This window comes from Ensifer sp. YR511 (genome assembly GCF_900103045.1).
Classification (GTDB): domain Bacteria; phylum Pseudomonadota; class Alphaproteobacteria; order Rhizobiales; family Rhizobiaceae; genus Ensifer; species Ensifer adhaerens.
This window is the reverse complement of sequence record NZ_FNGR01000005.1, coordinates 166,033-188,441: the sequence shown is the minus strand read 5'-3', so window position 1 is coordinate 188,441 and position 22,409 is coordinate 166,033. Positions and strand designations below refer to the sequence as shown.

The 22,409-nt window shown below is 61.7% G+C and carries 17 protein-coding genes; 15 read left to right on the top strand and 2 right to left on the bottom strand.

What is annotated here, in order from left to right; translation table 11 throughout:
• Positions 1-87: 87 nt before the first annotated feature.
• The 3 genes from BLU15_RS12335 (at position 88) to exoR (ending at position 5,979) form a co-directional block, all read left to right on the top strand.
• Positions 88-2,928, top strand: coding sequence for a valine--tRNA ligase (locus BLU15_RS12335; RefSeq protein WP_090295648.1), 2,841 nt, complete (start codon positions 88-90; stop codon positions 2,926-2,928).
• Between the two features lie 499 nt (positions 2,929-3,427).
• A complete protein-coding gene (locus BLU15_RS12330) occupies positions 3,428-4,705 on the top strand; it encodes an outer membrane protein transport protein (RefSeq protein ID WP_034796673.1) in 1,278 nt (425 codons plus the stop codon).
• Positions 4,706-5,172: 467 nt separating this feature from the next.
• On the top strand, positions 5,173-5,979 hold the full coding sequence (gene exoR / locus BLU15_RS12325) for an exopolysaccharide production regulator ExoR (RefSeq protein WP_034796672.1): 807 nt from the start codon (positions 5,173-5,175) through the stop codon (positions 5,977-5,979).
• Positions 5,980-6,058: 79 nt separating this feature from the next.
• Here the strand turns inward: exoR and xth are convergent, their stop codons facing one another.
• On the bottom strand, positions 6,059-6,850 hold the full coding sequence (gene xth / locus BLU15_RS12320; RefSeq protein ID WP_060607481.1) for an exodeoxyribonuclease III: 792 nt from the start codon (positions 6,848-6,850) through the stop codon (positions 6,059-6,061).
• Between the two features lie 206 nt (positions 6,851-7,056).
• Between xth and BLU15_RS12315 the strand changes: the two genes are divergently transcribed.
• Complete coding sequence (locus BLU15_RS12315) at positions 7,057-8,520, top strand: phospholipase D-like domain-containing protein (protein WP_090295647.1); 1,464 nt, start codon at positions 7,057-7,059, stop codon at positions 8,518-8,520.
• A gap of 61 nt (positions 8,521-8,581) precedes the next feature.
• Here BLU15_RS12315 and erpA read toward each other — a convergent pair whose 3' ends face one another.
• A complete protein-coding gene (erpA, locus tag BLU15_RS12310) occupies positions 8,582-8,914 on the bottom strand; it encodes an iron-sulfur cluster insertion protein ErpA (protein ID WP_034796669.1) in 333 nt (110 codons plus the stop codon).
• Between the two features lie 212 nt (positions 8,915-9,126).
• Between erpA and BLU15_RS12305 the strand changes: the two genes are divergently transcribed.
• The 11 genes from BLU15_RS12305 (at position 9,127) to serS (ending at position 22,404) form a co-directional block, all read left to right on the top strand.
• The gene (locus BLU15_RS12305; protein ID WP_034796668.1) at positions 9,127-10,344 is read left to right on the top strand and encodes a deoxyguanosinetriphosphate triphosphohydrolase; all 1,218 of its coding nucleotides are present in this window, start codon (positions 9,127-9,129) and stop codon (positions 10,342-10,344) included.
• A gap of 96 nt (positions 10,345-10,440) precedes the next feature.
• Positions 10,441-12,201, top strand: coding sequence for an arginine--tRNA ligase (gene argS / locus BLU15_RS12300; RefSeq protein WP_034796661.1), 1,761 nt, complete (start codon positions 10,441-10,443; stop codon positions 12,199-12,201).
• Positions 12,202-12,264: 63 nt separating this feature from the next.
• Positions 12,265-15,141 carry an SPOR domain-containing protein gene (locus BLU15_RS12295; protein ID WP_090295645.1) on the top strand — a complete coding sequence of 959 codons (2,877 nt, stop codon included), beginning with the start codon at positions 12,265-12,267 and terminating at the stop codon, positions 15,139-15,141.
• Between the two features lie 152 nt (positions 15,142-15,293).
• Complete coding sequence (gene nagZ, locus BLU15_RS12290) at positions 15,294-16,310, top strand: beta-N-acetylhexosaminidase (RefSeq protein WP_090295642.1); 1,017 nt, start codon at positions 15,294-15,296, stop codon at positions 16,308-16,310.
• 53 nt (positions 16,311-16,363) lie between these two features.
• Complete coding sequence (locus BLU15_RS12285; protein WP_371589813.1) at positions 16,364-17,230, top strand: segregation and condensation protein A; 867 nt, start codon at positions 16,364-16,366, stop codon at positions 17,228-17,230.
• Positions 17,223-17,951: an SMC-Scp complex subunit ScpB gene (gene scpB / locus BLU15_RS12280; protein ID WP_060516985.1), complete on the top strand. Its 729-nt coding sequence runs from the start codon at positions 17,223-17,225 to the stop codon at positions 17,949-17,951. Before BLU15_RS12285 ends, scpB begins: the two co-directional genes overlap by 8 nt.
• A gap of 82 nt (positions 17,952-18,033) precedes the next feature.
• The gene (locus BLU15_RS12275) at positions 18,034-19,146 is read left to right on the top strand and encodes an ABC transporter ATP-binding protein (RefSeq protein ID WP_090295639.1); all 1,113 of its coding nucleotides are present in this window, start codon (positions 18,034-18,036) and stop codon (positions 19,144-19,146) included.
• 91 nt (positions 19,147-19,237) lie between these two features.
• Complete coding sequence (locus BLU15_RS12270; protein ID WP_034796642.1) at positions 19,238-19,444, top strand: twin-arginine translocase TatA/TatE family subunit; 207 nt, start codon at positions 19,238-19,240, stop codon at positions 19,442-19,444.
• A 74-nt stretch (positions 19,445-19,518) separates the two neighbouring features.
• The gene (gene tatB / locus BLU15_RS12265) at positions 19,519-20,235 is read left to right on the top strand and encodes a Sec-independent protein translocase protein TatB (protein WP_090295637.1); all 717 of its coding nucleotides are present in this window, start codon (positions 19,519-19,521) and stop codon (positions 20,233-20,235) included.
• Positions 20,232-21,074 carry a twin-arginine translocase subunit TatC gene (tatC, locus tag BLU15_RS12260; RefSeq protein WP_034796629.1) on the top strand — a complete coding sequence of 281 codons (843 nt, stop codon included), beginning with the start codon at positions 20,232-20,234 and terminating at the stop codon, positions 21,072-21,074. Before tatB ends, tatC begins: the two co-directional genes overlap by 4 nt.
• A 46-nt stretch (positions 21,075-21,120) precedes the next feature.
• The gene (gene serS / locus BLU15_RS12255; RefSeq protein WP_090295634.1) at positions 21,121-22,404 is read left to right on the top strand and encodes a serine--tRNA ligase; all 1,284 of its coding nucleotides are present in this window, start codon (positions 21,121-21,123) and stop codon (positions 22,402-22,404) included.
• The last annotated feature ends 5 nt before the right edge of the window (positions 22,405-22,409 follow it).

Genomic DNA, 22,409 nt, shown 5'->3' with positions numbered 1-22,409 from the left:
CGTCGCGGCTTTTTGCGTTCGTGTTGACTTGCACCGGCCGTTCCGGTTTACAAGACGCTGACATCAATCTCGTAAATTGGCTCCAAAATGCTTGATAAGACCTACGATTCCGCATCCGTCGACCCGCGTATCGCCAAGAAGTGGGACGAAGAAAACGCGTTTCGTGCAGGGGCGGGTGCCAAGCCCGGCGCCGACAGTTTCTGCATCGTGATCCCGCCGCCGAACGTGACGGGTTCGCTGCACATGGGCCACGCGCTCAACAACACGCTTCAGGACGTGCTCGTTCGTTTCGAACGCATGCGCGGCAAGGATGTGTTGTGGCAGCCGGGCATGGACCATGCAGGCATCGCCACCCAGATGGTCGTCGAGCGTAAGCTGATGGAGAGCCAGCAGCACCGCCGGCAGATGGGCCGCGAAGCCTTCATCGAGAAGGTCTGGGAATGGAAAGCCGAATCGGGCGGGCTCATCTTCAACCAATTGAAGCGTCTTGGCGCGTCCTGCGACTGGTCGCGCGAACGCTTCACCATGGACGAAGGTCTGTCCGAAGCCGTTCTCGAGGTCTTCGTTTCGCTCTACAAGGAAGGCCTGATCTACAAGGATAAGCGCCTGGTCAACTGGGACCCGAAGCTTCTGACCGCGATTTCGGACCTGGAGGTCGAGCAGCACGAGATCAACGGCAACCTCTGGCACCTGCGCTATCCGTTGGAGCCTGGCGTAACCTTCGATTACCCGGTCGCCTTCGATGAAGACGGCAAGGCGACCGAGTGGGAAAAGCGCGATTACCTCGTCGTCGCCACGACGCGTCCTGAAACCATGCTCGGAGACAGCGGCATCGCGGTCAATCCGGAGGATGAGCGCTACAAGCCTTTGATCGGCAAGCACGTCATTCTGCCGATCGTCGGTCGCCGCATTCCTGTCGTTGCCGACGACTATGCGGATCCGACCGCCGGCACCGGTGCGGTGAAGATCACGCCTGCGCATGATTTCAACGACTTCGACGTCGGCAAGCGCGCCGGTCTGCGCGCGATCAACATCATGACGATCGAAGGCCGCATCACGATCAAGGACAACGAGGATTTCCTCGAAGGGCTCAGCGATCCGGCTGCCCTGCACGGCGCCTGGGACGAACTCGAAAGCAAGGACCGCTTCGAAGCGCGCAAGATCATCGTTCGCATCTTCGAAGAGGCGGGCCTGCTCGACAAGATCGAGCCGCACAAGCACATGGTTCCCCATGGCGACCGTGGCGGCGTGCCGATCGAACCGCGTCTGACGGAGCAATGGTACGTTGACGCGAAGACGCTGGCCAAGCCCGCGATCGCCGCCGTCAAGGAAGGTCGGACCAACTTCGTTCCAAAGAACTGGGAGAAGACCTACTACGAGTGGATGGAAAACATTCAACCCTGGTGCGTTTCGCGCCAGCTGTGGTGGGGGCACCAGATCCCGGCCTGGTACGGTCCGGACGGTCAGGTCTTCGTCGAAAAGACCGAGGAAGAGGCGTTGCACGCGGCGATCCAGCATTATCTGGCGCATGAAGGCCCGATGAAGGCCTATGTCGAGGATCTGCTCGAGAACTTCAAGCCGGGCGAAATCCTGACGCGTGACGAAGACGTTCTCGACACCTGGTTCTCCTCGGCGCTTTGGCCGTTTTCCACGCTCGGCTGGCCGAACGAGACGCCGGAACTGGAGAAGTACTATCAGACCGACGTGCTGGTCACCGGTTTCGACATCATCTTCTTCTGGGTTGCCCGGATGATGATGATGGGCCTGCATTTCATGAAGGATGCCGACGGCACTCCGGTCGAGCCTTTCCATACGGTCTATGTCCATGCGCTCGTTCGCGACAAGAACGGCCAGAAGATGTCGAAGTCGAAGGGCAACGTCATCGATCCGCTCGAACTGATCGACGAATACGGTGCTGACGCCTTGCGCTTCACGCTGGCGATCATGGCGGCCCAGGGGCGTGACGTGAAACTCGACCCGGCCCGCATCGCCGGCTACCGCAACTTCGGCACCAAGCTGTGGAACGCGACGCGTTTTGCCCAGATGAATGGCGTTACCAGCAGCGATGGTTTCATTCCCGAAACCTCATCGCTCACCGTCAACCGCTGGATCCTGACGGAGCTGTCGCGGACCATCCGCGACGTCACCGAGGCGCTCGATGCCTATCGCTTCAACGACGCGGCCGGCAGCCTCTATCGGTTCGTCTGGAACCAGTTCTGCGATTGGTACCTCGAACTGCTGAAGCCGATCTTCAGTGGCGAGGACGAAGCGGCAAAACGCGAGTCGCAGGCCTGCGTCGCCTACGTTCTCGACGAGATCTACAAGCTGCTGCACCCGTTCATGCCGTTCATGACGGAAGAGCTCTGGGCGCAGACGGCAGGCGAGGGCCAGGAGCGTTCGACGCTGCTGTGCCACGCCGAATGGCCGGCGCCGTCCTATGCTGACGACACGGCGGCCGACGAGATCAACTGGCTGATCGATCTGGTTTCGGGCATTCGTTCGGTCCGTTCGGAGATGAACGTCCCGCCGGCGGCAACCGCGCCGCTGATCGTTGTCGGTGCCAACAACCTGACGCGCGAGCGCCTGCAGCAGCATGCCCAGGCCATCGGTCGTCTGGCGCGCGTCGAGCATATCGACCACGCCACTGTTGCGCCGCGCGGCAGCGCCCAGATCGTCGTTGGCGAGGCAACGGCCTGCCTGCCGCTCGGCAACCTGATCGACCTTTCCGCCGAGAAGGCCCGACTTGAGAAGGCGATCGCCAAGGTGGAAGCCGAGCGCGAGCGCATCCTCGGCAAGCTGGCCAATGAGAAGTTTGTCGCCAACGCAAAGCCGGAACTGGTCGAAGCGGAACGTGAACGCCTCGTAGAGCTCGATCTCCAGAAGGAATCGCTGAGCGTTGCGCTGACGCGCGTCGCCGAGGCCGGTTGAGGCCGTTAATCGACGGATTCAACGAGAGGGCGTTCAAGAGAATGCCTGACCGTCAGAAATCGAAATCCGCGGCAGAAATGCCGCGGATTTTTTATTTTAGAGATACAAGATAGACTTCAGCCTATCGAGATTTGGCATTGATTCGATCAGTTGAATCTGCTGCGCGGGTCATTAAGCGCGCGTGGCGTTTGAGCGGAACTTCAACGGAGTTTTTCGCTGTTCTACCGCAAAAAGCGATAATGTTGTTCAGGCGACACAGGTTTTCGATGGTTTGGAAATCCATTCTAATTCAGTGGATTTCATCCATGATTCTGGAAAAATGGTTCCGATCTGGCGCCATTGTGGCTAAATCATGAGAATCTTACGTAAATTCTGTGACCGATCGAGCCTGCTAACTGCTAGATCTCGCATTTGCGATTTCACGGGATCGTGAGAATACTTCGGCCCACACGACATGAGGTGGAATGTCGCAGTTTTGCAGTGCAGGGGGAGGAGCTGGATGGCTCACATGAATTTAAAGCGGGGTGTTCTGTCGGTAGCAGCGGGTTTGCTGTTTGCCTCCGCCGCGCACGCGGGCGGTCTTGAGCGCGGCGGTTACAACATCGATCTGCTGTTCGACCCGTCGGATTATGCGGGGGAAGCGTCGGCGACCTACGTCAATCCGCAGCGCGAATTGAAGAACGTCCGTGATACCGATACCGGGAACACCAACATCCTTACCGGGACTTTTGGTGGCGGCAATCTCAACAACAGACCGAATACTGCTGACGACACCGAGAGCTACTGGGTTCCGCGCGTCGGCGTTAAGGCGGCCTTTGGTGACAGCGTCGACTGTATGGCTGACTACTCCCAGCCCTGGGGTGCCCACACCAATCCGGGGCAGAACTGGGCCGGTGCCAACAGCAATATCGAAACGAAGGTAGAGAGCGACAACTACGCCGCGACCTGCTCCTACAAATGGGACATGGGGCCAGGCCAGTTCCGTGTGATCGGCGGCGTCTTCTATCAGGAAGTCAACGGCTTCAAGGAACGGCTGGTTCAGGATTATACAGGCACGCCGCTCGCTGGTGCCTTTACCGGCATTGGCAGGCTCGAGCTTGGAGGGCATGGCTGGGGCTGGCGCGCAGGTGCTGCCTACGAAATCCCCGAGTATGCCTTGCGAGCGAGCCTCGTCTACAACAGTGCTGTCGATCTGGATAACCTCTCGGGCTTCATCGACCTTCGCCAGTTGGGCTTCGTTGTACCGGGTGTGGGCCTTGTGACCGGTACGAAATACGACGTAAACGGTGCGGCTTCGATGCCGGACTCGCTGGAACTCAAGCTGCAGAGCGGCTTTGCACCCGGTTGGGCGGCATTTGGCTCGGTGAAGTGGACGGACTGGAGCCAGCTTCAGGTCCTGAAGTTCTGCCCCGCCACGGTCTCCCGTACTACGCCATGCACGAGCCTTGATCTTCTCTACCGTGACGGCTGGACGATCACCGGCGGTGTCGGCCACAAGTTCAATGATCAGTGGAGCGGCGCCGTCAGCCTGACCTGGGACCGCGGCACCAGCCACGGTTATGGAACGCAGACCGACACCTGGACGCTGGGAACCGGTGTTTCCTACACGCCGACCGAGAACCTTGAGTTCCGTCTTGCTGGTGCTGTCGGCATCATGACCGGCGGCAGTTCCGGTGCGGTGAAGTATGGTGACGACGTCATTGGTGACGACGTTTCCTACGATTTCGACGACGACTTTGTCGGTGCCATTTCGACATCGATCAAAGTGAAGTTCTGATCCTTCGTCATCTGATCCTGCAAGGCCCGGTTTTACCGGGCCTTTCTTATGTGTGGAGCCTCTTAACCACGCGTCCGCACTGTCCCGCAATGTGACGATTCAGCAACACTTTTAATGCTAGAGTTTGCTAGGATCAGACTCGTTCCGGCTATGTCCATTTCCCGCCACAAACAGGGAGCAGCGATATAGGGACAAGCCTGCAATGTGAGTGCGATACCTGCAGCGTTTGGGGTGAAATGAAACTTGGATCGATGACCGTCATGAGAAATGTGGCCTCCGGCACGCCAGTGCAAGTGGTCCATCAAAATGACTGCTTCGGGGACTATGTCGAAGTTTCATTGTGGAAAGGTTGCGCCGGCTTTGTCGGCGGAGTTGGTGCAGTTCCCGGCGGCGGGTCGTCCGGGCTTGTGTGTTTGCAGCGGTGATGGGTTCGGCGTGGCCGGCTGGAACGGAAGAATTAGACTGTGATGCTTGCGGGTGAACTAAAGTCACTAAAGGTTGCGATACTCGGCGTGTCGCTGGCGGTCTGTGGGACCTTCGCCATGCCGGCCTACGCTTTTGATCCCGGTGCGGGCGTCACCAAGGAATCAGGTCCGTTCGCGCTCTTCAAGTTCGGGTTTTCCGCCTACAAGAATGGCCGCAAGGACGAGGCCGTAGAAGCTTACAAATACGCGGCCGAGAAGGGCCACACCGGATCCCGCTGGGCCCTCGCCAACATGTACGCCTATGGCGACGGCGTCGCCGAGAACGACCTCGAAGCCTTCAAGATCTATAGCGAAATCGCCCAGGAGGGCGTGGAGCCGGGGTCGGAAGACACCGGTTACTTCGTCAACGCGTTGATCTCCCTTGCCGGCTACTATCGCCGCGGCATTCCCGACAGCCCGATCAAGTCCGACATGTCCCAGGCGCGCCAGCTCTATTTCCAGGCGGCATCGACCTTCGGCGTCGCCGAGGCGCAGTTCCAGCTCGCGCGCATGCTCTTGTCGGGCGAGGGCGGTAGCGTGAACGTTCAGCAGGCCAAGAAGTGGCTCAATCGTGCGCGCAAGAGCGGTCACGCCGGCGCCATGGGCGTCTTTGGCAATGTGATTTTCCAGGAAGGCCAGACCGTTCGTGGTCTCGCGTTCATGACTGCGGCACTCGACCAGTGTTCGCCGAAGGATCGGCCCTGGATGCAGTCGATGCAGGAGCAGGCCTTCTCGCTTGCCAGCGAGGACGATCGACGCACGGCAATCGCACTGTCGCAGAACCTGCACATGCAGGGCGACGACGACTGATTGTCATCGTCGAGCGTTCCCCGAACCGCCGCCGGCCCAGGGATCATTCTCCACACACTAAGATCTGGAAAAATGCGCCTTAAGCGGGCGCGAACGCAAACGTCCCGATGACGGGCACGTGGTCCGAAGGCTTCTCCCAGGCGCGGACATGCTTGTCGATGGATGTTGACACCAGCCGATCGGTCGCCTCCGGCGACAGCATCAAATGGTCGATGCGGATGCCGAAATTTTTCGGCCAGCAGCCGGCCTGATAATCCCAGAACGTATAGAGCGGCACAGCGTCCGACGTCGCGCGCACAGCGTCGGTGAAGCCGAGGTTGCGCAGCCGGCGAAATGCCGCGCGCGTTTCCGGCAGGAAGAGGGCATCGTTCTGCCAGACCTTGATATCCCAGCAGTCGTGTTCCTCGGGGATGACGTTGTAGTCGCCGGCAAGGATGAAGGGTTCTTCGAGCAACAGGCGCTGCTTCGCATAGGCCTCCAGCCGGCGCATCCAGGCGAGTTTGTAGGGATATTTCTCGCTGTCGACGGGGTTTCCGTTCGGAAGGTAGAGCGAGCAGACGCGGATCGCGCCGCCTTCGACCGAGAAGACACCTTCGATGAAACGTGACTGTTCGTCCGTATCGTCACCAGGCAGGCCGCGATTGACCTCGTCCGGCCGCAGCTTGGAAAGCAGCGCGACGCCATTGAAGCCCTTCTGGCCGTGTGTTTCGACATGATAGCCAAGCGCCTCGATCTCGAGGCGCGGAAAGCCGTCGTCGACCGATTTGATCTCCTGCAGGCAGACGATATCCGGTCCGCTTTCCTTCAGCCAGGCCAGCAGGCTGTCGATTCGCGCCTTGACGCCATTGATGTTCCAGGTGGCAATCTTCATGGCTCGAAACGCCCTTCCATGTCGGTTAAGTCCTTGGCGGGGTCATTTCTAGCCGCTCCGGATTCTTTTGACAAATCCGTTGCCTGCGGGTTTTCAACAGCGCGCGCGAGCCGCACCGACGCTTCCCATCAGGGGGCAGCGGTCGATACGGTATACGCTGCAGGCGTCGAATTGATTCCGCCCGTTGGCGGGCTATAGTCCCGCCCATGATCGATCTCGTGCAGAATTATTGGCCGCATATCCTGGCGCTTTTGTCCTTCGCGCTGGGCATTCCCGCGGCCATTCATGCCGCGATGACGAAGGACGACGTGCGCGCCGCGGCGGGCTGGGTCGGTGTCGTCCTGCTTTCGCCGATCGTCGGCGCGCTGATCTATGCCGTTGCCGGAATCAACCGTATCCGGCGCTCCTCAATCGGCTCGCAACGCGCTCTGTTGCGCGGGCAGGGGCCGGATCAGTTCGGCCGCTTCGACGTTTCGGATGCCGACATATCGGTGCAGTTCGGAGAACGATTTGCGGCGATGAAGATCCTCGGCGACCGCGTTTCACGCCATCGCATGTGCACGGGCAACCGTATTTCGGTGCTCGCCGGCGGCGATACCGCCTATGCCGCGATGCTGGAAGCGATCGCCGGCGCCCGGCGCTCGATCCTGCTCGAAAGCTATATCTTCGATCGCGACGTCATAGGCCTACGCTTTGCCGACGCCCTGATCGCGGCGGTGGCGCGCGGTGTCGAGGTGCGGGTGCTGATTGACGCCGTAGGCGCGCGCTACTCGGTGCCGAGCATTGTCGGTCATCTGGAGGCGGCGGGCGTTCCGACGGCGGTTTTCAACGGCAACATCATCATGGGGCTACGGCTGCCCTATGCCAACTTGCGCACGCACCGAAAGATCCTTGTGGTCGACGGTCAGGTTGCCTTTGCCGGCGGCATGAACATCCGGGTGGGCTTCACCAGCGAGATCGCCGGTCAGGCGCCGGCACAGGATACGCATTTCCGCATGGCCGGACCGGTGGTCGCCGATATCTTCCAGGTCTCGTCCGAAGATTGGCAATTCTCAAGTGGCGAGGTTCTGGCGGGCCCCGCATGGGCGATCGAAGAGGCACCGCTGCCGGCGGATGGGCCGTCGGTACTGATGCGTGCCGTGCCATCCGGACCTGACGCCACCAATGAGACCAATCACAAGATGCTCATGGGGGCGTTTTCGGTCGCGCAGAAGAATATCCGCGTGATGTCACCCTATTTCCTGCCGGACCGCGAACTGATCAGCGCGCTCGTCACCGCCGCGCGCCGCGGCGTCGAGGTGGATATCATCGTTCCCGCAGTCAACAATCTGCTGCTGGTCGACAGGGCGATGACTGCGCAGTTCGATCAGGTGCTGAAGGGCCATTGTCGTGTCTGGCGGGCGAAGGGCGCATTCAACCACTCCAAGCTTTTGACCGTGGACGAGCGTTGGGCCTATGTCGGGTCCACCAATCTCGACCCGCGCTCCCTGCGCCTCAACTTCGAGTTCGACCTTGAGGTTCTCGACCATGGCTTCGCCGAGGCGATCAATGGCACGATCTCCGACATTCTCGCCTCAGCCGAGCCGGTCACGCTCGAAAGGCTGCGCAAAAAGTCGTTCGCGGATCGATTGGCGAACCGCATTCTCTGGCTCGGATCGCCCTATCTCTGACGCAAACGGCTCCGTTCGTTGTTGAAACGGAGCCGGCTAAGAGAGACGTGGGGCGCTGGCGTCAGATGGAGAAACTCGTTCCGCATCCGCAGCTTGCAACCGCGTTCGGATTCTTGATCTGAAACGACTGGCCGAGCAGGTTGTCGACGAAGTCGATTTCCGAGCCGCCCATATAGACGAGCGACAGGCTGTCGATCAGGACCTTGGCTTCGTTCTTTTCCAGCACCAGGTCGTCGTCATTGCTGCTGTCGACCAGGTCGAACTTGTAGGAGAAGCCCGAGCAGCCGCCGCCCTCAACGGACACTCGCATGGCGTTGTTGTGGCTGTCGGAACGCAGGATCGTGGCGATCCGCTTCGCTGCAGCGTCCGAGAGGGTCACGGTTTCATGCGTCATATCTGCCTCCTGCCGGGGTCAAGAACCGGAGAGAATTGCCCTGTGTTAAAGCATGCGATCTGGTCGGTTTCGGGGCCTCTTTCAAGACCCGCGGCCAAGCCGTTGCTTCCGCTTGCGGAATCGGTCGATCTTGCATGACGTGTTTCCGTAGCTTTCACTATAGGTATGAAGGCTTGAATGTCCCGTCAATGGGACGACGAATTAGGTGGAAGATGACATTCGACAAAAATGCGCTCGGCTTCGGTTATGGTGAACATGCGCCGTTCGCGTCGAATCCCTGGATGACGCGCGGCAGGCTCTTTCCCGAAGCGACGAGCGCGACGCGCTCCGATTTTCAGCGCGACCGCGACCGCATCGTGCACACCACTGCGTTTCGCCGCCTGAAGCACAAGACGCAGGTCTTCATTGCCGCTGACGGCGATCACTACCGCACCCGTCTGACGCACACGATCGAGGTGGCGCAGATCGCCCGGGCTCTGGCGCGCGCGCTCAAGCTCGACGAAGATCTGGCCGAAGGCGTCGCTCTCGTGCATGATTTCGGCCACACGCCCTTTGGCCATACGGGCGAGGATGCCCTTCACGAGATGCTGAAGCCCTATGGCGGCTTCGATCACAATGCCCAGTCGCTGCGCATCGTCACCAAGCTCGAGCGGCGCTACGCCGAGTTCGACGGGTTGAACCTGACCTGGGAGAGCCTGGAAGGTCTGGTCAAGCACAACGGGCCGTTGCTGACCGCGGACGGTGAGGGCACGCGAGGGCCCGTGCCGCAGCCGATCCTCGACTATTGCGCGCTGCATGATCTGGAACTGGCGAGTTTTGCGAGCCTCGAAGCGCAGGTCGCGGCCATTGCTGATGATATCGCCTACAACACCCATGATATCGATGACGGTCTGCGGGCTGGCTATCTCACCTTCGAAATGCTCGAAGACGTGCCGTTTCTCGCGCGCCTGATGCGCGAGGTCCATGACCGCTATCCCGGTCTTGAAAGCAGCCGCTTCACGCATGAGATCATGCGGCGTCAGATTACCGCGATGGTCGAGGACGTGATCGGCGTCGCGCAGCAACGGATCGGCGAGATAAGGCCGCAAAGTGCTGCCGATGTGCGCCAGGCCGGCACCGTGATGGCAACCTTCTCTGAGGAGATGGGCGAGACGGACAAGCAGATCAAGCGCTTGCTGATGACCCGGATCTACCGGCACCCGGAAGTCATGCGCGTGCGCGAAAATGCAGCCTCGATCGTCTGCGATCTCTATCATGCCTTCATGGACGACCCGCAGCTGATGCGTGAGCACTATTGGATCGACCAGATTGCCGGCATGGCGGAGCCGGCGCGGGCGCGGCACGTCGGCGACTACCTCGCCGGCATGACCGACACTTTTGCGATCAGCGTGCACAAGCGCTTGTTTGACCATACGCCCGATTTGCGCTAGGGACCCCCCGCCCGGAGGCTTGCGGTTCGGCCGAACCGAGCCTCCTTTTTGAGTTTTGCGCCGGTCACTTGTGGCCGGGAAAAGCGGACGGATCAGATGAATCTCTTCACGGACTTCGAATCAAGAATTAAGGACATTCTCGAAACGCTTGAAAGCGTTCGAGAAAAGCGATCCGAGCTTGACTTCGGCCGTGTCAATGTCGAGCCGCCACGTGATCCGAGCCATGGTGATGTTGCGACCAATGCTGCGATGGTGCTGGCAAAGCCGCTCGGCATGAATCCTCGCGCGCTTGCCGAACTCATCGTCGAGAAGCTCAAGCAGGATCCGGAAGTCACCGACGTCTCCGTCGCCGGTCCGGGCTTCATCAACGTCCGCCTTTCTGTTTCCTACTGGCAGAAGCTGCTGTCGGGCATGGCGCGTGCGGGCGTCGACTACGGCCGTAGCGCTGTCGGTGGCGGCCGCAAGGTCAACGTCGAATACGTATCGGCCAACCCGACCGGCCCGATGCATGTCGGCCATTGCCGCGGAGCCGTTGTCGGCGACGCGCTGGCCAACCTTTTGGCCTTCTCCGGCTATGAGGTCACGAAGGAATACTACATCAACGATGCGGGGTCGCAGATCGACGTTCTCGCGCGGTCCGCATTCCTGCGTTATCGCCAGGCGCTGGGCGAAGAGATCGGCGAGATCCCGCCGGGCCTTTATCCGGGCGACTATCTCGTGCCGGTCGGCGAGGCGCTCGCCGACGAATTCGGCACGAGCCTCAGGCTGATGCCTGAAGACAAGTGGATGCCGCTCGTCAAGGACCGGACGATCGACGCGATGATGGCGATGATCCGCGAGGATCTCGCGGCGCTGAACGTCAATCACGACGTCTTCTTCTCCGAGCGCACGCTGCACGCGAACGGTGCTGCCGCCATCCGCACGGCGATCAACGACCTGACCTTCAAGGGCCACGTCTACAAGGGCACCCTGCCGCCGCCGAAGGGCCAGCTGCCGGAAGATTGGGAAGACCGCGAGCAGACGCTGTTCCGTTCGACCGAGGTCGGCGACGATATCGACCGGCCGCTGATCAAGTCGGACGGCAGCTATACCTACTTCGCCGCCGACGTTGCCTACTTCAAGGACAAGTTCGACCGCGGCTTCGACGAGATGATCTATGTGCTCGGTGCCGACCATGGCGGCTACGTCAAGCGCCTGGAAGCGCTGGCGCGCGCCGTCTCCGGCGGTTCGTCGAAGCTTACGGTTCTGTTGTGCCAGCTGGTCAAGCTCTTCCGCGACGGCGAGCCGGTGAAGATGTCGAAGCGCTCCGGCGACTTCGTCACGCTGCGCGATGTCGTCGATGAAGTCGGCCGCGATCCGGTGCGCTTCATGATGATCTACCGGAAGAACTCGGAACCGCTCGACTTCGACTTTGCTAAAGTAACAGAACAGTCGAAGGATAACCCGGTCTTCTATGTGCAGTATGCGCATGCGCGCTGCCGCTCGGTCTTCCGCCAGGCCGCGGACGCATTCCCGGATCTGAACCTCGAATCGGTCGATCTCGCCAGTGCCGTTCTGGGCCAGATCACGGATCCGACGGAGCTCCAGCTCGTCGCCAAGCTCGCAGAATATCCGCGAGTCATCGAGGCTGCGGCACTGGCTCAGGAGCCGCATCGCATCGCGTTTTACCTGTATGATCTTGCCGCCGCCTTCCACGCACATTGGAACAAAGGTAAAGAGAATCCGGAATTACGTTTTGTTAACGATAAAAATAGAGAATTAAGTACTGCCAGACTCGGGCTGGTGCATGCTGTCGCTTCGGTATTGAAATCCGGCCTGTCTATTACAGGCACCTCCGCACCGGAGGAAATGCGATAAGTATTGTCACCATTTTCCCACAATGCACTGGCACAGCGATACAGGCAATTGTGAGTGGAGAGCATGGCAGACAAACAATTCGCACGAAGCGGGCCGGCTGAATTCGATGTATTGGCAGACGATGATCCGTTGGCCGAACTCGCCCGGATCGTCGGTTACGATGCCCGGCCGGCCGTCCAACAGTTGCAGGAACTGCAACGACACCAGGAGGCGGTGCGTCAAGATCCCGCCTTCGATCTCGAAGGCGAGCTGCTTCGCGCGTTCGACAGCTACGACGCGCCGCGGTCCGCACCGCAGCCGGCTCCGATCGAAGAGCCCCGGTTCGAGCCGGTAGCTGAACACGTCGTCGTTCACGAAGAGCCGGTGGCGGAGCCCGTCGCCGAGCTTGACGAGCCGGTGTTCGTCCAGCCCGAACGCGTCGAAGCGGCGCCAGCCCCCGTCGCTGACGAGGACTATGCCGAGGTTCACGCCTTCTCCGTGGCGCCGCAGGTTGCCGAAGACGGCAACGCCGAGGCCGTCGTCGACGAGCCGGCGTTTGACCTTGAGCGCGAACTCGAGTTGTCGCTTGGCGAAGCCGATCTGTTGTCGGACGACGTTGCCGAGGTTGCGGCGCACGTCGAGCCGCAGGATATCGATCCGCGTGATCAGTTCGTCGATGCATGGCAGGCGCCGGCCGTCGAAGCCGCTCCGGTCTGGGCCGAGCCGGCTCCGGTTGCGGATGCATTTTCGGCCTATGAACAGCCGCGCTTCGATGTCGCGGCCGAAGAGCGTGAAATTGAGCCTTCCTATCAGGAAGACGTGGTCGCAGCTCAGGCAGTCGTCGAGCAGGATGCTGGCCGTGACGATCTTCTGGCGGACATAGAACGGTTCCCGGTTCCGCCGGTCTCAGCGATGGTTGCCGCTGCGGTCCAGTCGCATCCGGCTCTCCATGTGGAAACACAGCCCGTCGTTGCGCCGGTGGTCACGCCAGCGGTTGCCACTGCCGCTCCGATAAAGAAGAGCCCTTATCCCTTTACGCCCACCTTCAGCCGTGCGACGCCGGTTGCGTCCGCCTCGGGCGCCAGCCAGCAGCGTGCCTTTGCCGGCCCGTTGGTATCGTCGGTCGCAGCACCGGTGGCCGCTGTTGCAGCGCCGGTTGCGGCAGTGGCTACTGCTCCCGTTCAGGTCGCGGAACCCTTGGTCGAGCTGGCCAAGCCAATTGCGCAGCCGGAGCACGAGCCGAGCTTCGACATCGAGAACTTCGAAATTGAGCTCTCCGACGAGGCGCTGAAGCTCGACTTCGCAGACGTCACAGTAGATGAGCCGGTCGTTGCTGCCGTCGTGCCACAAGCACCGGTGCAGCCGGTCGCGCAGGCGGCCGTTCCCCAGCGCGAGCCGGAGCGGTTCGTCGAGCCTTACGTCGCTCCCGCGCCGGTCGAGCGCCAGGAAGCACAGCCCGAGAGCACGCTGCCCTTCGATCCGTCGATGATTGCCGAAGCCGAGAACGGCGTCGCCCCGATCGCGGATATGGACGTGCCGCAGCTGCCGGTTATCGAGACCGAGAAGCCGTTCGCTTATCCGGCCGACTACGATCTCGACATCGACGCGGAAATGGCCCAGCTCTTCGGAACGCCGGCTCCGGTCAAGGAAAGCCGTCCGGCGGCCGTCGAAAAGGTGGAGCCGGCCCGTCCGGCACCGGCCGCTGCCGCTGCGCCGGCTTTCGGTCAGGGTTCGCTTGACGATTTCGACGAGTTTGAAAAGGCGATGGAAGAAGACTTCCGCCGCTCGATCGTCGAGCGTCCGGCGGTTGCCCGAGATGCCGAACGGGTTTCAGCGGCGCAGAGCCAGCAGGATGCCGGCGAATACCGCGAATATGGCACCGGCCGTCGCTCGCAGCGCACGATGTTGCTGGCAGCAAGCGTTGCCGGCGTCATCATCCTTGGTGGCGCTGCCGTCTACGCCTGGATGGGCGGTAGCGGCGCGGTCAGCTCGGCCGAAGGCCCGAAGATCATTCTGGCCGACAAGGCCCCGGTCAAGGTCGTGCCCGAGGAAAAGGGCGGCAAGACCGTGCCGAACCAGGACAAGGCGGTTTATGACCGCGTTGCCGGTGCTCAGGCTGGTGCCCCGCAGCAGGAAGCCCTGGTCTCTTCGACCGAGGAGCCGATGGATGTCGTCCAGAGGACGCTGACGCCGGAGACCCTGCCGCTCGAAGGCAGCAACGAGGCCGAAACCCTGCAGACGGCATTGCCAAACGAAGAGGACGGCGATCGCCTGCTGCCGGATGGCGCCAACGGCGAGACCGCTGCCCAGGAAGAAGACAAGACGCCGGCCGTCGCACCGAGGAAGGTGCGCACGATGATCGTCAAGCCGGATGGAACGCTGGTCGCTCGAGAGGAGCCGGTTGCAGCACCGGCGACCGATGTCGCCGGCACGACCCAGCCGCTGCCCGCAACGCCTTCGAACGAAGTCGCTGCTGCAGGCCAGGCTGCGGCCAACACCGACCAGGTTGCGCTTGCCGCAACGGGTAACGCCAACATCGAACAGGTTCCGGTGCGCAGCGTCACGACGACGGCTTCTGCCGGTGGCGACAAGGCGCCGACGCCGCAGACCCGTCCGGCCGCACAGCCTGCCGAAATCGCCCGTCCGGCGGAAGAGCAGGCCGCTCTCCCGGCTGAGACCCAGCCCGCGCAGCAGGTTGCCACGGCATCGGTTCCGGCCGGTGGCTACTTCATCCAGGTCGCATCTCTGCCGTCGGAAGCCGAGGCGCAGAAGTCCTACAACAGCCTTTCGAGCAAGTTCGGAAGCGTCATCGGCGGCCGCGGCGTCGACATCCGCAAGGCGGAGATCGCCGGCAAGGGTACCTACTACCGCGTCCGCATCCCGGCCGGTTCGAAGGACGAGGCCAATGCCCTTTGCTCCAAGTACAAGGGCGCCGGCGGAAGCTGCCTGGTTACCAAGTAAACGGGCATAATGATCGAGTTGACGAAGGGCGCGGCCGAGGAGGCTGCGCCCTTCGCGTTTTCGGGCTTCCGATGCCCATGACCTTGTGCATGAGTGGGGGTGCGCTGTGTTTGTGGCTTCGCGCCGGGCAGCCCGCGCTCTATGCTTTTGGGATGAGCGAATCAAAAGCATTTATCTCCGGCTGCAAGGGCCTTTCCCTCACGAGCGACGAGCGCGATTTCTTTGCAGGAGAACGCCCCTGGGGCTTCATTCTGTTCGGTCGCAACATTGGCGAGGAGCAGCAGATCTCGGATCTGGTGGCAGCCCTTCGCGACAGCATCGGCAATCCCAATGCGCCCGTGCTCATCGACCAGGAAGGCGGACGCGTTCAGCGCATCCGCCCACCGCTCGTTCAGCAGTATCCGAATGGCGCGGCGATCGGCGAAATCTACCGCCGCGACGCGAAGCTCGGTCTGCGCGCCGCCTGGCTGATGGGACGCCTGCACGCCTTTGACCTGATGCGCTTCGGCATCACCGCCGATTGCCTGCCTGTGCTCGACGTGCCCGTGCCCGGCAGCCACGACGTCATCGGCAATCGCGCCTATGGGCACGATCCCGAGACCGTCACGGCAATCGGCCGTGCGATGGGCGAGGGACTGAAGGCCGGCGGCATGCTGCCTGTAATGAAGCATATGCCGGGCCACGGACGCACCTTCGTCGACTCGCACCACAACCTGCCTGTCGTCAGCGCCACATTCGACGAGCTTGCTGCGAGCGACTTCCTGCCCTTCGTTGCGATGAAGGACGAGGTGATGGCGATGTCGGCGCACATGGTGTTCACCGCGATCGATCCGGACAATCCGGCGACCACCTCTGCGAAGGTCGTGCGCGAGATCATTCGCGGCCATATCGGTTTCGACGGCTTGCTGATGTCGGATGACGTGTCGATGAACGCGCTTGCCGGCGACATGACGACCCGCGCGCGCAACATCATTGCCGCGGGACTTGATCTCGTCTTGCATTGTCATGGCATAATGGAGGAAATGAAGGCCGTCGCGGATGTCGTGCCGGTTCTGGCTGGCGAAAGCTTGCGCCGGGCGCGGGCCGCCGAAGCCGCGTTCCGGGCGCCTGACTGTGCGAGCGAAGTCGATCTGCGGGCGGAGTTCAATGCCCTGTTTGCAACCGTCTGAGGCAAACTGAGGCTGACGGCAAACAGGGATTGAAGGAAAGGATCGGGCTGCCAGTGAGCAATGCGGGCGAAAGACAAGGCAAGCCTGCGTCGAAGGCGCCGATGGAGCCCTTGTGGCAGGATGAGACTGCCGAGCGCGGACTGCATGAGGAAGCGCTGGTGGTCGACATCGCCGGCTTCGAAGGTCCGCTCGACCTGCTGCTGCATCTCGCCCGAAGCCAACGCGTCGACCTTTCGCGCATTTCCGTCCTGGCGCTCGCCGAACAGTACATCGCCTTTATCGAACGCGCGCGCAGCATCCGCATCGAGCTTGCGGCCGATTACCTCGTCATGGCGGCGTGGCTCGCCTATCTGAAGTCGCGGCTGCTGATCCCGCAGCAGGCGAAGGATGACGGTCCTACCGGCGAGGAGATGGCCTCGGCGCTGGCCTTCCGGCTCAAGCGGCTGGAAGCGATGCGTGAGGCGGCGACGCGGCTCATCAACCGAAACCGGCTCGGCCGGGACGTTTTCGTCCGAGGCGCACCGGAGCATATCGTCACCGAGAGGAAATCCGGTTTCGACGCTTCGCTCTACGATCTGCTGAGCGCCTACGCGGGCCTGCGCCAACGACAGGCGATCACCCATGTGACAATCGAGAAGCGCCACGTCTGGTCGCTGTCCGATGCGCGGCTGATCCTGGCCCGCATGATCGGTGGTCTCGACGACTGGACTGCGCTCGATCATTTTCTCGTGCGCTACATGACGACGCCGAAGGAGAGAGCGACGGCAATCGCCAGCTCCTTTGCCGCGTCGCTCGAAATGGTTCGCGAGGGCCGCCTGGAGATCCGCCAAGAGGAGGCCTTCGCGCCGATCTATCTCCGGCGCGGACCAAATCCGATCGATGCGGAGACTCTCGCCGAGATGGAGGCAGCCCGTGGCTGAAGCCCAGAAGTACCTGCCTGGCGTTCCCGACGAGGAGGACGAGATCGAAACGGCATCCCTCGACCCCCGGCTGGAGCAGGAAGCCGAGCGGATCGCCGAAGCCCTGGTGTTCGCTTCGGCGCAGCCGGTGTCCGAGGCCTATATCGAGAGCCGGTTGCCGCGTGGCGCCGATGTCCGCACGATCATGCTGCGGCTTAAAGCCGTTTACGCGACGCGCGGCGTCAACCTCGTTCAGGTGGCCGACCATTGGGCCTTCCGCACGGCCGCCGATCTCTCTTTCGTCGTTCAGACCGACGAACAGGAGGTCCGCAAGCTTTCAAGGGCAGCCCTCGAGGTTCTGTCGATCATCGCCTACCATCAGCCGGTTACGCGCGCCGAGATCGAGGATATCCGCGGCGTGCAGACCTCGAAGGGTACGCTCGACGTGTTGATGGAGGCGGGCTGGGTCCGGTTCCGCGGGCGCCGGCGCACACCGGGGCGTCCGGTGACCTTCGGTACGACGCGCGACTTCCTCGATCACTTCGGGCTTGAGGAACTGCGCGACCTGCCGGGCATCGAGGAATTGAAGGGCGCCGGGCTGCTCTCCGGCCGCGTGCCTTCGAACCTCAACATCCCCGTTCCGACCGGCGACGACGAACTGGCCGAGAACGAGGATCCGATCACCCAGCTCGACCTGGAGGAACTGGGGCTCTTGACACCGAAGGGCGAAGAAGCCGATTAGAAAAACCTGATTATAGATATCGGCTTTCCATGGCGTCGGGGCTCGCTGAGCCTGCGCCACTGGTGTCAAGGAATGCAAGAGCATGGTTTCAGATCCGCAGGACGCTCCCGTCATGACCACGCGACGGACAGCGGGCGTCTCCTTCGCGGCGAGCCTGACCTTCGAAGATATTCACCACAGCTATCACGCCAAGGAAACGATCAAGGGCGTCAGCCTGGCGGCAAAGGCCGGCGAGGTCCTTTGCCTGCTCGGGCCTTCGGGATCCGGCAAGACGACCCTGCTGCGCATCGCCGCGGGTATCGAGAGGCAGAGCGCTGGGCGTCTGATGCTTAATGGCCAGGAAATTTCCGGCCCCTCTGTCTTCCTGCCGCCGGAAAAGCGTGGCGTCGGGCTGATGTTTCAGGACTTTGCGCTTTTCCCGCACATGACGATCCGCGACAATGTCCGTTTCGGTCTGACGGCGATCTCCAAGAAGGAAGGTCTGATCCAGGCGGATGCGGCGCTCGAGCGTGTCGGCCTGTCGCACTATGCCGATCTGTATCCGCACGTGCTTTCCGGCGGCGAGCAGCAGCGCGTAGCGCTTGCCCGCGCGCTCGCGCCGCGCCCGGCGGTGCTGCTCATGGACGAACCATTTTCCGGCCTCGATTCGCGCCTGAAGGATTCGATCCGTGCCGATACGCTGGCGATCCTCAGGGAAACGCGGGCAACGGCTATCGTCGTCACGCATGACGCCGAAGAGGCGATGCGCATGGCGGATCGCATCGCGCTCCTGAAGGACGGGCGCCTCGTTCAGGTCGGAACGGCCGACGAACTCTACCGCGAGCCGAGGGATCTTTTTGCCGCCGGCTTCTTCTCGGAGATCAACGTCTTCGATGCGCAGGTTCGTGACGGCCGCGTCGAAACGCCGGTCGGAAGCGTTGCAGCCGGCCCCCATCCGGAAGGCAAGCGCCTCTCGGTGGCTGTCAGGTTGTCTGGAGTGCGCGTCGGCGAAGAGGATGGCGACATTCCCGCCCGCATTCTCTCCCGTCGCTTCATCGGCGTGGTCGAGCTTCTGGAGCTCGCTGTGCCGCGTTGTGAGGAGGTGGTTCGGGCGCGCATCAGGGCGGACCGATTGCCGCATGGATTGCGTGATGTAATGCTTTCAGTTAACGAGCGGGATATATTACTGTTTGAAAAAAGCAGTTCGGCATCTTAGGTTCTGTCACAACGAGACGCGTGCTTGAGGCACGCCTGAAAATTGACATGTGATAGAGCCTAAATCGGGGAAGGCTCAGAGGAGTAAGAGCATGGGTTCGTTAAGCATTTGGCACTGGCTGATCGTTCTGGTCGTGGTGCTGCTCTTGTTCGGTCGCGGTAAAATCCCCGAACTGATGGGTGACGTTGCTAAGGGCATCAAGAGTTTCAAGAAGGGCATGTCCGACGATGAGGCGGCTGCTACCGACAAGACGCTCGACAGCAAGACCGTTGACCACAAGTCTGACGAAGTTCGCTAACAGTCTGGTGTCGGTGAAGCCTGTCCGGTGTCCATACCGGGCTGGCGGCATCAAGGGTTTGCAGGACATATCGCATGCTTGATATCGGCTGGACCGAGCTCGTCGTCATCGCAATCGTTCTGATCGTGGTTGTCGGGCCGAAAGATCTTCCGCCAATGTTGCGGGCTTTCGGCCGCATGACCTCGAAGATGCGCGGCATGGCATCGGAATTCCGTCAGCAGTTCGATGAAGCGCTGCGCGAAGCGGACCTTGACGAGGTTCGAAAGACCATCAGCGACGCGCAAAGTCTCAATCCGGCCAATGCGTTGCGCGATGCAATCAATCCGCTGCGCCAGATGGGCAACGATATCAAGGCGGACCTGCAGAAGGCGGCCACACCCGCCCAGCCTGCGACATCGAACACCGTCGATACGGTTTCCGCCGTCGAACCAGCCGTTGCGCCGGCCGCGGTCGAAGCCAAGCCCGCAGATGCGGTTGCCGCTGCGGCAATCGGTTCGGCCAATCGCGAGATCGAGCGCGCAGAGGTCGCATCCGTACCGGCAGAAAAGCCGAAGCGTGCGACCAGGACGAAGGCCGATGCGACGCCGGCTGTAAAGAAGGCCGCGCCCAAGTCGACAACGGCAGCGCCCAAGACGGCAACAGCTGCATCCAAGTCGGCCACGGCAAAGTCTGCTGCCAAGGCGCCCGCGAAGCCGGCCGCTGAAAAGAAAAAAGTGACGCCGACAGTGGCAGAGCCTGCTGCCAAGACGTCAAAGCCGCGCACCAGCGCGCGCAAGAAAGGTGAAGCATGAGCGGCGATATCGAGGACCGGCCGCAGCCGCTGATCGAGCATCTGATCGAATTGCGCAGGCGCCTGATGTGGGCCATCGGCGCGTTCTTCGCTGCGTTCCTCGTCTGCTTCTACTTCGCCAAGGGCCTGTTCAACCTTCTGGTGCTGCCGTTCAAATGGGCCGTGAGCTGGGCGGGCCTCAACCATCGCAATGTCGAGCTCATCTACACGGCGCCGCAGGAGTTCTTCTTCACCCAGATTAAGGTGGCGATGTTCGGTGCGCTGGTCATCGCCTTTCCTGTAATCGCGGCACAGATCTACAAGTTCGTTGCACCGGGGCTCTATAAGAACGAGCGCGCGGCGTTTCTGCCGTTCCTGGTCGCGTCACCGCTCCTGTTTCTGCTTGGCGGCGCGCTTGTCTATTTCTTCTTCACACCGATGGTCATGTGGTTCTTCCTGGCCATGGAGCAGGGCGGTGGCGAAGGGCAGGTGGCCATTCAGCTCCTGCCGAAGGTTTCGGAGTATCTCAGCCTGATCATGTCGCTGGTCTTCGCCTTCGGCCTTGTCTTCCAGCTCCCGGTCATCACCACGCTTCTTGCCCGCGTCGGCTTCGTGAGCTCGCAGGGTCTTGCCGAGAAGCGCAAATACGCGATCGTAATCGCCTTCGTTGTCGCGGCCGTGCTCACGCCGCCGGACCCGATTTCCCAGATCGGCCTTGCGCTGCCAGCCATCCTTCTCTACGAAATTTCGATCTATACGGCGCGACTCGTCGAAAGGCAGCGGGCAGCGGACGCGCTCAAGAGCGAGGCTGCCGAGTCGCAGGAAGGATCTTCCGGAGAGGTCGGCCCCGCCAAGGGCTGAGCATTCGAGATTTCGCGCCGTGATCTGACCAACGCGTGGAACGAAAATGCTTGATATCAAATGGATCCGTGAGAATGCCGAGATGCTGGACGCCGCCCTGGCGAAGCGGGGCGCGGAGCCTTTGTCGGCATCTCTGATCGCGCTCGACGAACGCCGCCGTACGAACCTTCAGGCGCTGCAGGACATGCAGTCGCGCCGCAATGCGGCCTCGAAGGATATCGGCGCGGCCATGGCGCAGAAGAATGCCGAGCTCGCCGACAAGCTGAAGGCCGAGGTTGCCGACCTGAAGAACGCCATGCCCGCGCTCGAAGAGGACAGCCGCAATATCGAGGCCGAGCTCAACGACGCCCTCTCGCGCATTCCGAACATCCCGCTGGACGATGTACCCGTCGGTGCCGACGAGACCGGCAACGTCGTCAAGAGCGTGGTTGGCAAGAAGCCCACCTGGAACCACCAGCCGCGCGAGCACTTTGAAATCGGCGAAGCGCTCGGGCTGATGGATTTCGAGGGTGCGGCCCGCATTTCCGGTTCGCGCTTCACGATCCTGAAGGGCCAATTGGCGCGGCTCGAGCGCGCGCTCGGCCAGTTCATGCTCGACCTGCACACCCAGGAACATGGTTACACCGAAGTGCAACCGCCGCTTCTGGTGCGCGACGATGCGATGTATGGCACCGGCCAGCTGCCGAAATTTGCCGAAGACCTCTTCCGCACCACGGATGGCCGTTGGCTGATCCCGACGGCGGAAGTGCCGCTCACCAACATCGTCCGGGAGCAGATCCTGGAAGGCGAAAAGCTGCCGCTGCGTTTCACCGCGCTGACGCCGTCCTTCCGCTCGGAAGCTGGTTCTGCCGGTCGCGATACCCGCGGCATGTTGCGCCAGCACCAGTTCAACAAGGTGGAACTGGTCTCGATCACCGATGCCGAAACGTCCGTTGCCGAACACGAGCGCATGACCGCCTGCGCCGAGGAGGTGCTGAAGCGCCTCGGCCTGCATTACCGCGTCATGACCCTTTGCACCGGCGACATGGGCTTTGGCGCCCGCAAGACCTATGACCTCGAGGTATGGCTGCCGGGACAGGATACGTTCCGCGAGATTTCGTCCTGCTCGGTCTGTGGCGATTTCCAGGCGCGCCGCATGAACGCCCGCTATCGCACCAAGGAAGACAAGGGAACCCGCTTCGTTCACACGCTGAACGGTTCGGGCGTTGCCGTCGGCCGCGCGCTCATCGCCGTCATCGAGAACTATCTGAATGACGATGGTTCGATATCGGTGCCGGAGGTGCTGGTCCCCTACATGGGCGGCCAGACGCGCATCGAAAAGGTAGCCTGAGCGAA

Bases quoted from the DNA above. Each gene is read 5' to 3' on its own strand.
- BLU15_RS12335 (WP_090295648.1), top strand. From the start codon at position 88: ATGCTTGATAAGACCTACGATTCCGCATCCGTCGACCCGCGTATCGCC.
- BLU15_RS12330 (WP_034796673.1), top strand. From the start codon at position 3,428: ATGGCTCACATGAATTTAAAGCGGGGTGTTCTGTCGGTAGCAGCGGGT.
- exoR (WP_034796672.1), top strand. From the start codon at position 5,173: ATGCTTGCGGGTGAACTAAAGTCACTAAAGGTTGCGATACTCGGCGTG.
- xth (WP_060607481.1), bottom strand. From the start codon at position 6,850: ATGAAGATTGCCACCTGGAACATCAATGGCGTCAAGGCGCGAATCGAC.
- BLU15_RS12315 (WP_090295647.1), top strand. From the start codon at position 7,057: ATGATCGATCTCGTGCAGAATTATTGGCCGCATATCCTGGCGCTTTTG.
- erpA (WP_034796669.1), bottom strand. From the start codon at position 8,914: ATGACGCATGAAACCGTGACCCTCTCGGACGCTGCAGCGAAGCGGATC.
- BLU15_RS12305 (WP_034796668.1), top strand. From the start codon at position 9,127: ATGACATTCGACAAAAATGCGCTCGGCTTCGGTTATGGTGAACATGCG.
- argS (WP_034796661.1), top strand. From the start codon at position 10,441: ATGAATCTCTTCACGGACTTCGAATCAAGAATTAAGGACATTCTCGAA.
- BLU15_RS12295 (WP_090295645.1), top strand. From the start codon at position 12,265: ATGGCAGACAAACAATTCGCACGAAGCGGGCCGGCTGAATTCGATGTA.
- nagZ (WP_090295642.1), top strand. From the start codon at position 15,294: ATGAGCGAATCAAAAGCATTTATCTCCGGCTGCAAGGGCCTTTCCCTC.
- BLU15_RS12275 (WP_090295639.1), top strand. From the start codon at position 18,034: ATGGTTTCAGATCCGCAGGACGCTCCCGTCATGACCACGCGACGGACA.
- BLU15_RS12270 (WP_034796642.1), top strand. From the start codon at position 19,238: ATGGGTTCGTTAAGCATTTGGCACTGGCTGATCGTTCTGGTCGTGGTG.
- tatB (WP_090295637.1), top strand. From the start codon at position 19,519: ATGCTTGATATCGGCTGGACCGAGCTCGTCGTCATCGCAATCGTTCTG.
- tatC (WP_034796629.1), top strand. From the start codon at position 20,232: ATGAGCGGCGATATCGAGGACCGGCCGCAGCCGCTGATCGAGCATCTG.
- serS (WP_090295634.1), top strand. From the start codon at position 21,121: ATGCTTGATATCAAATGGATCCGTGAGAATGCCGAGATGCTGGACGCC.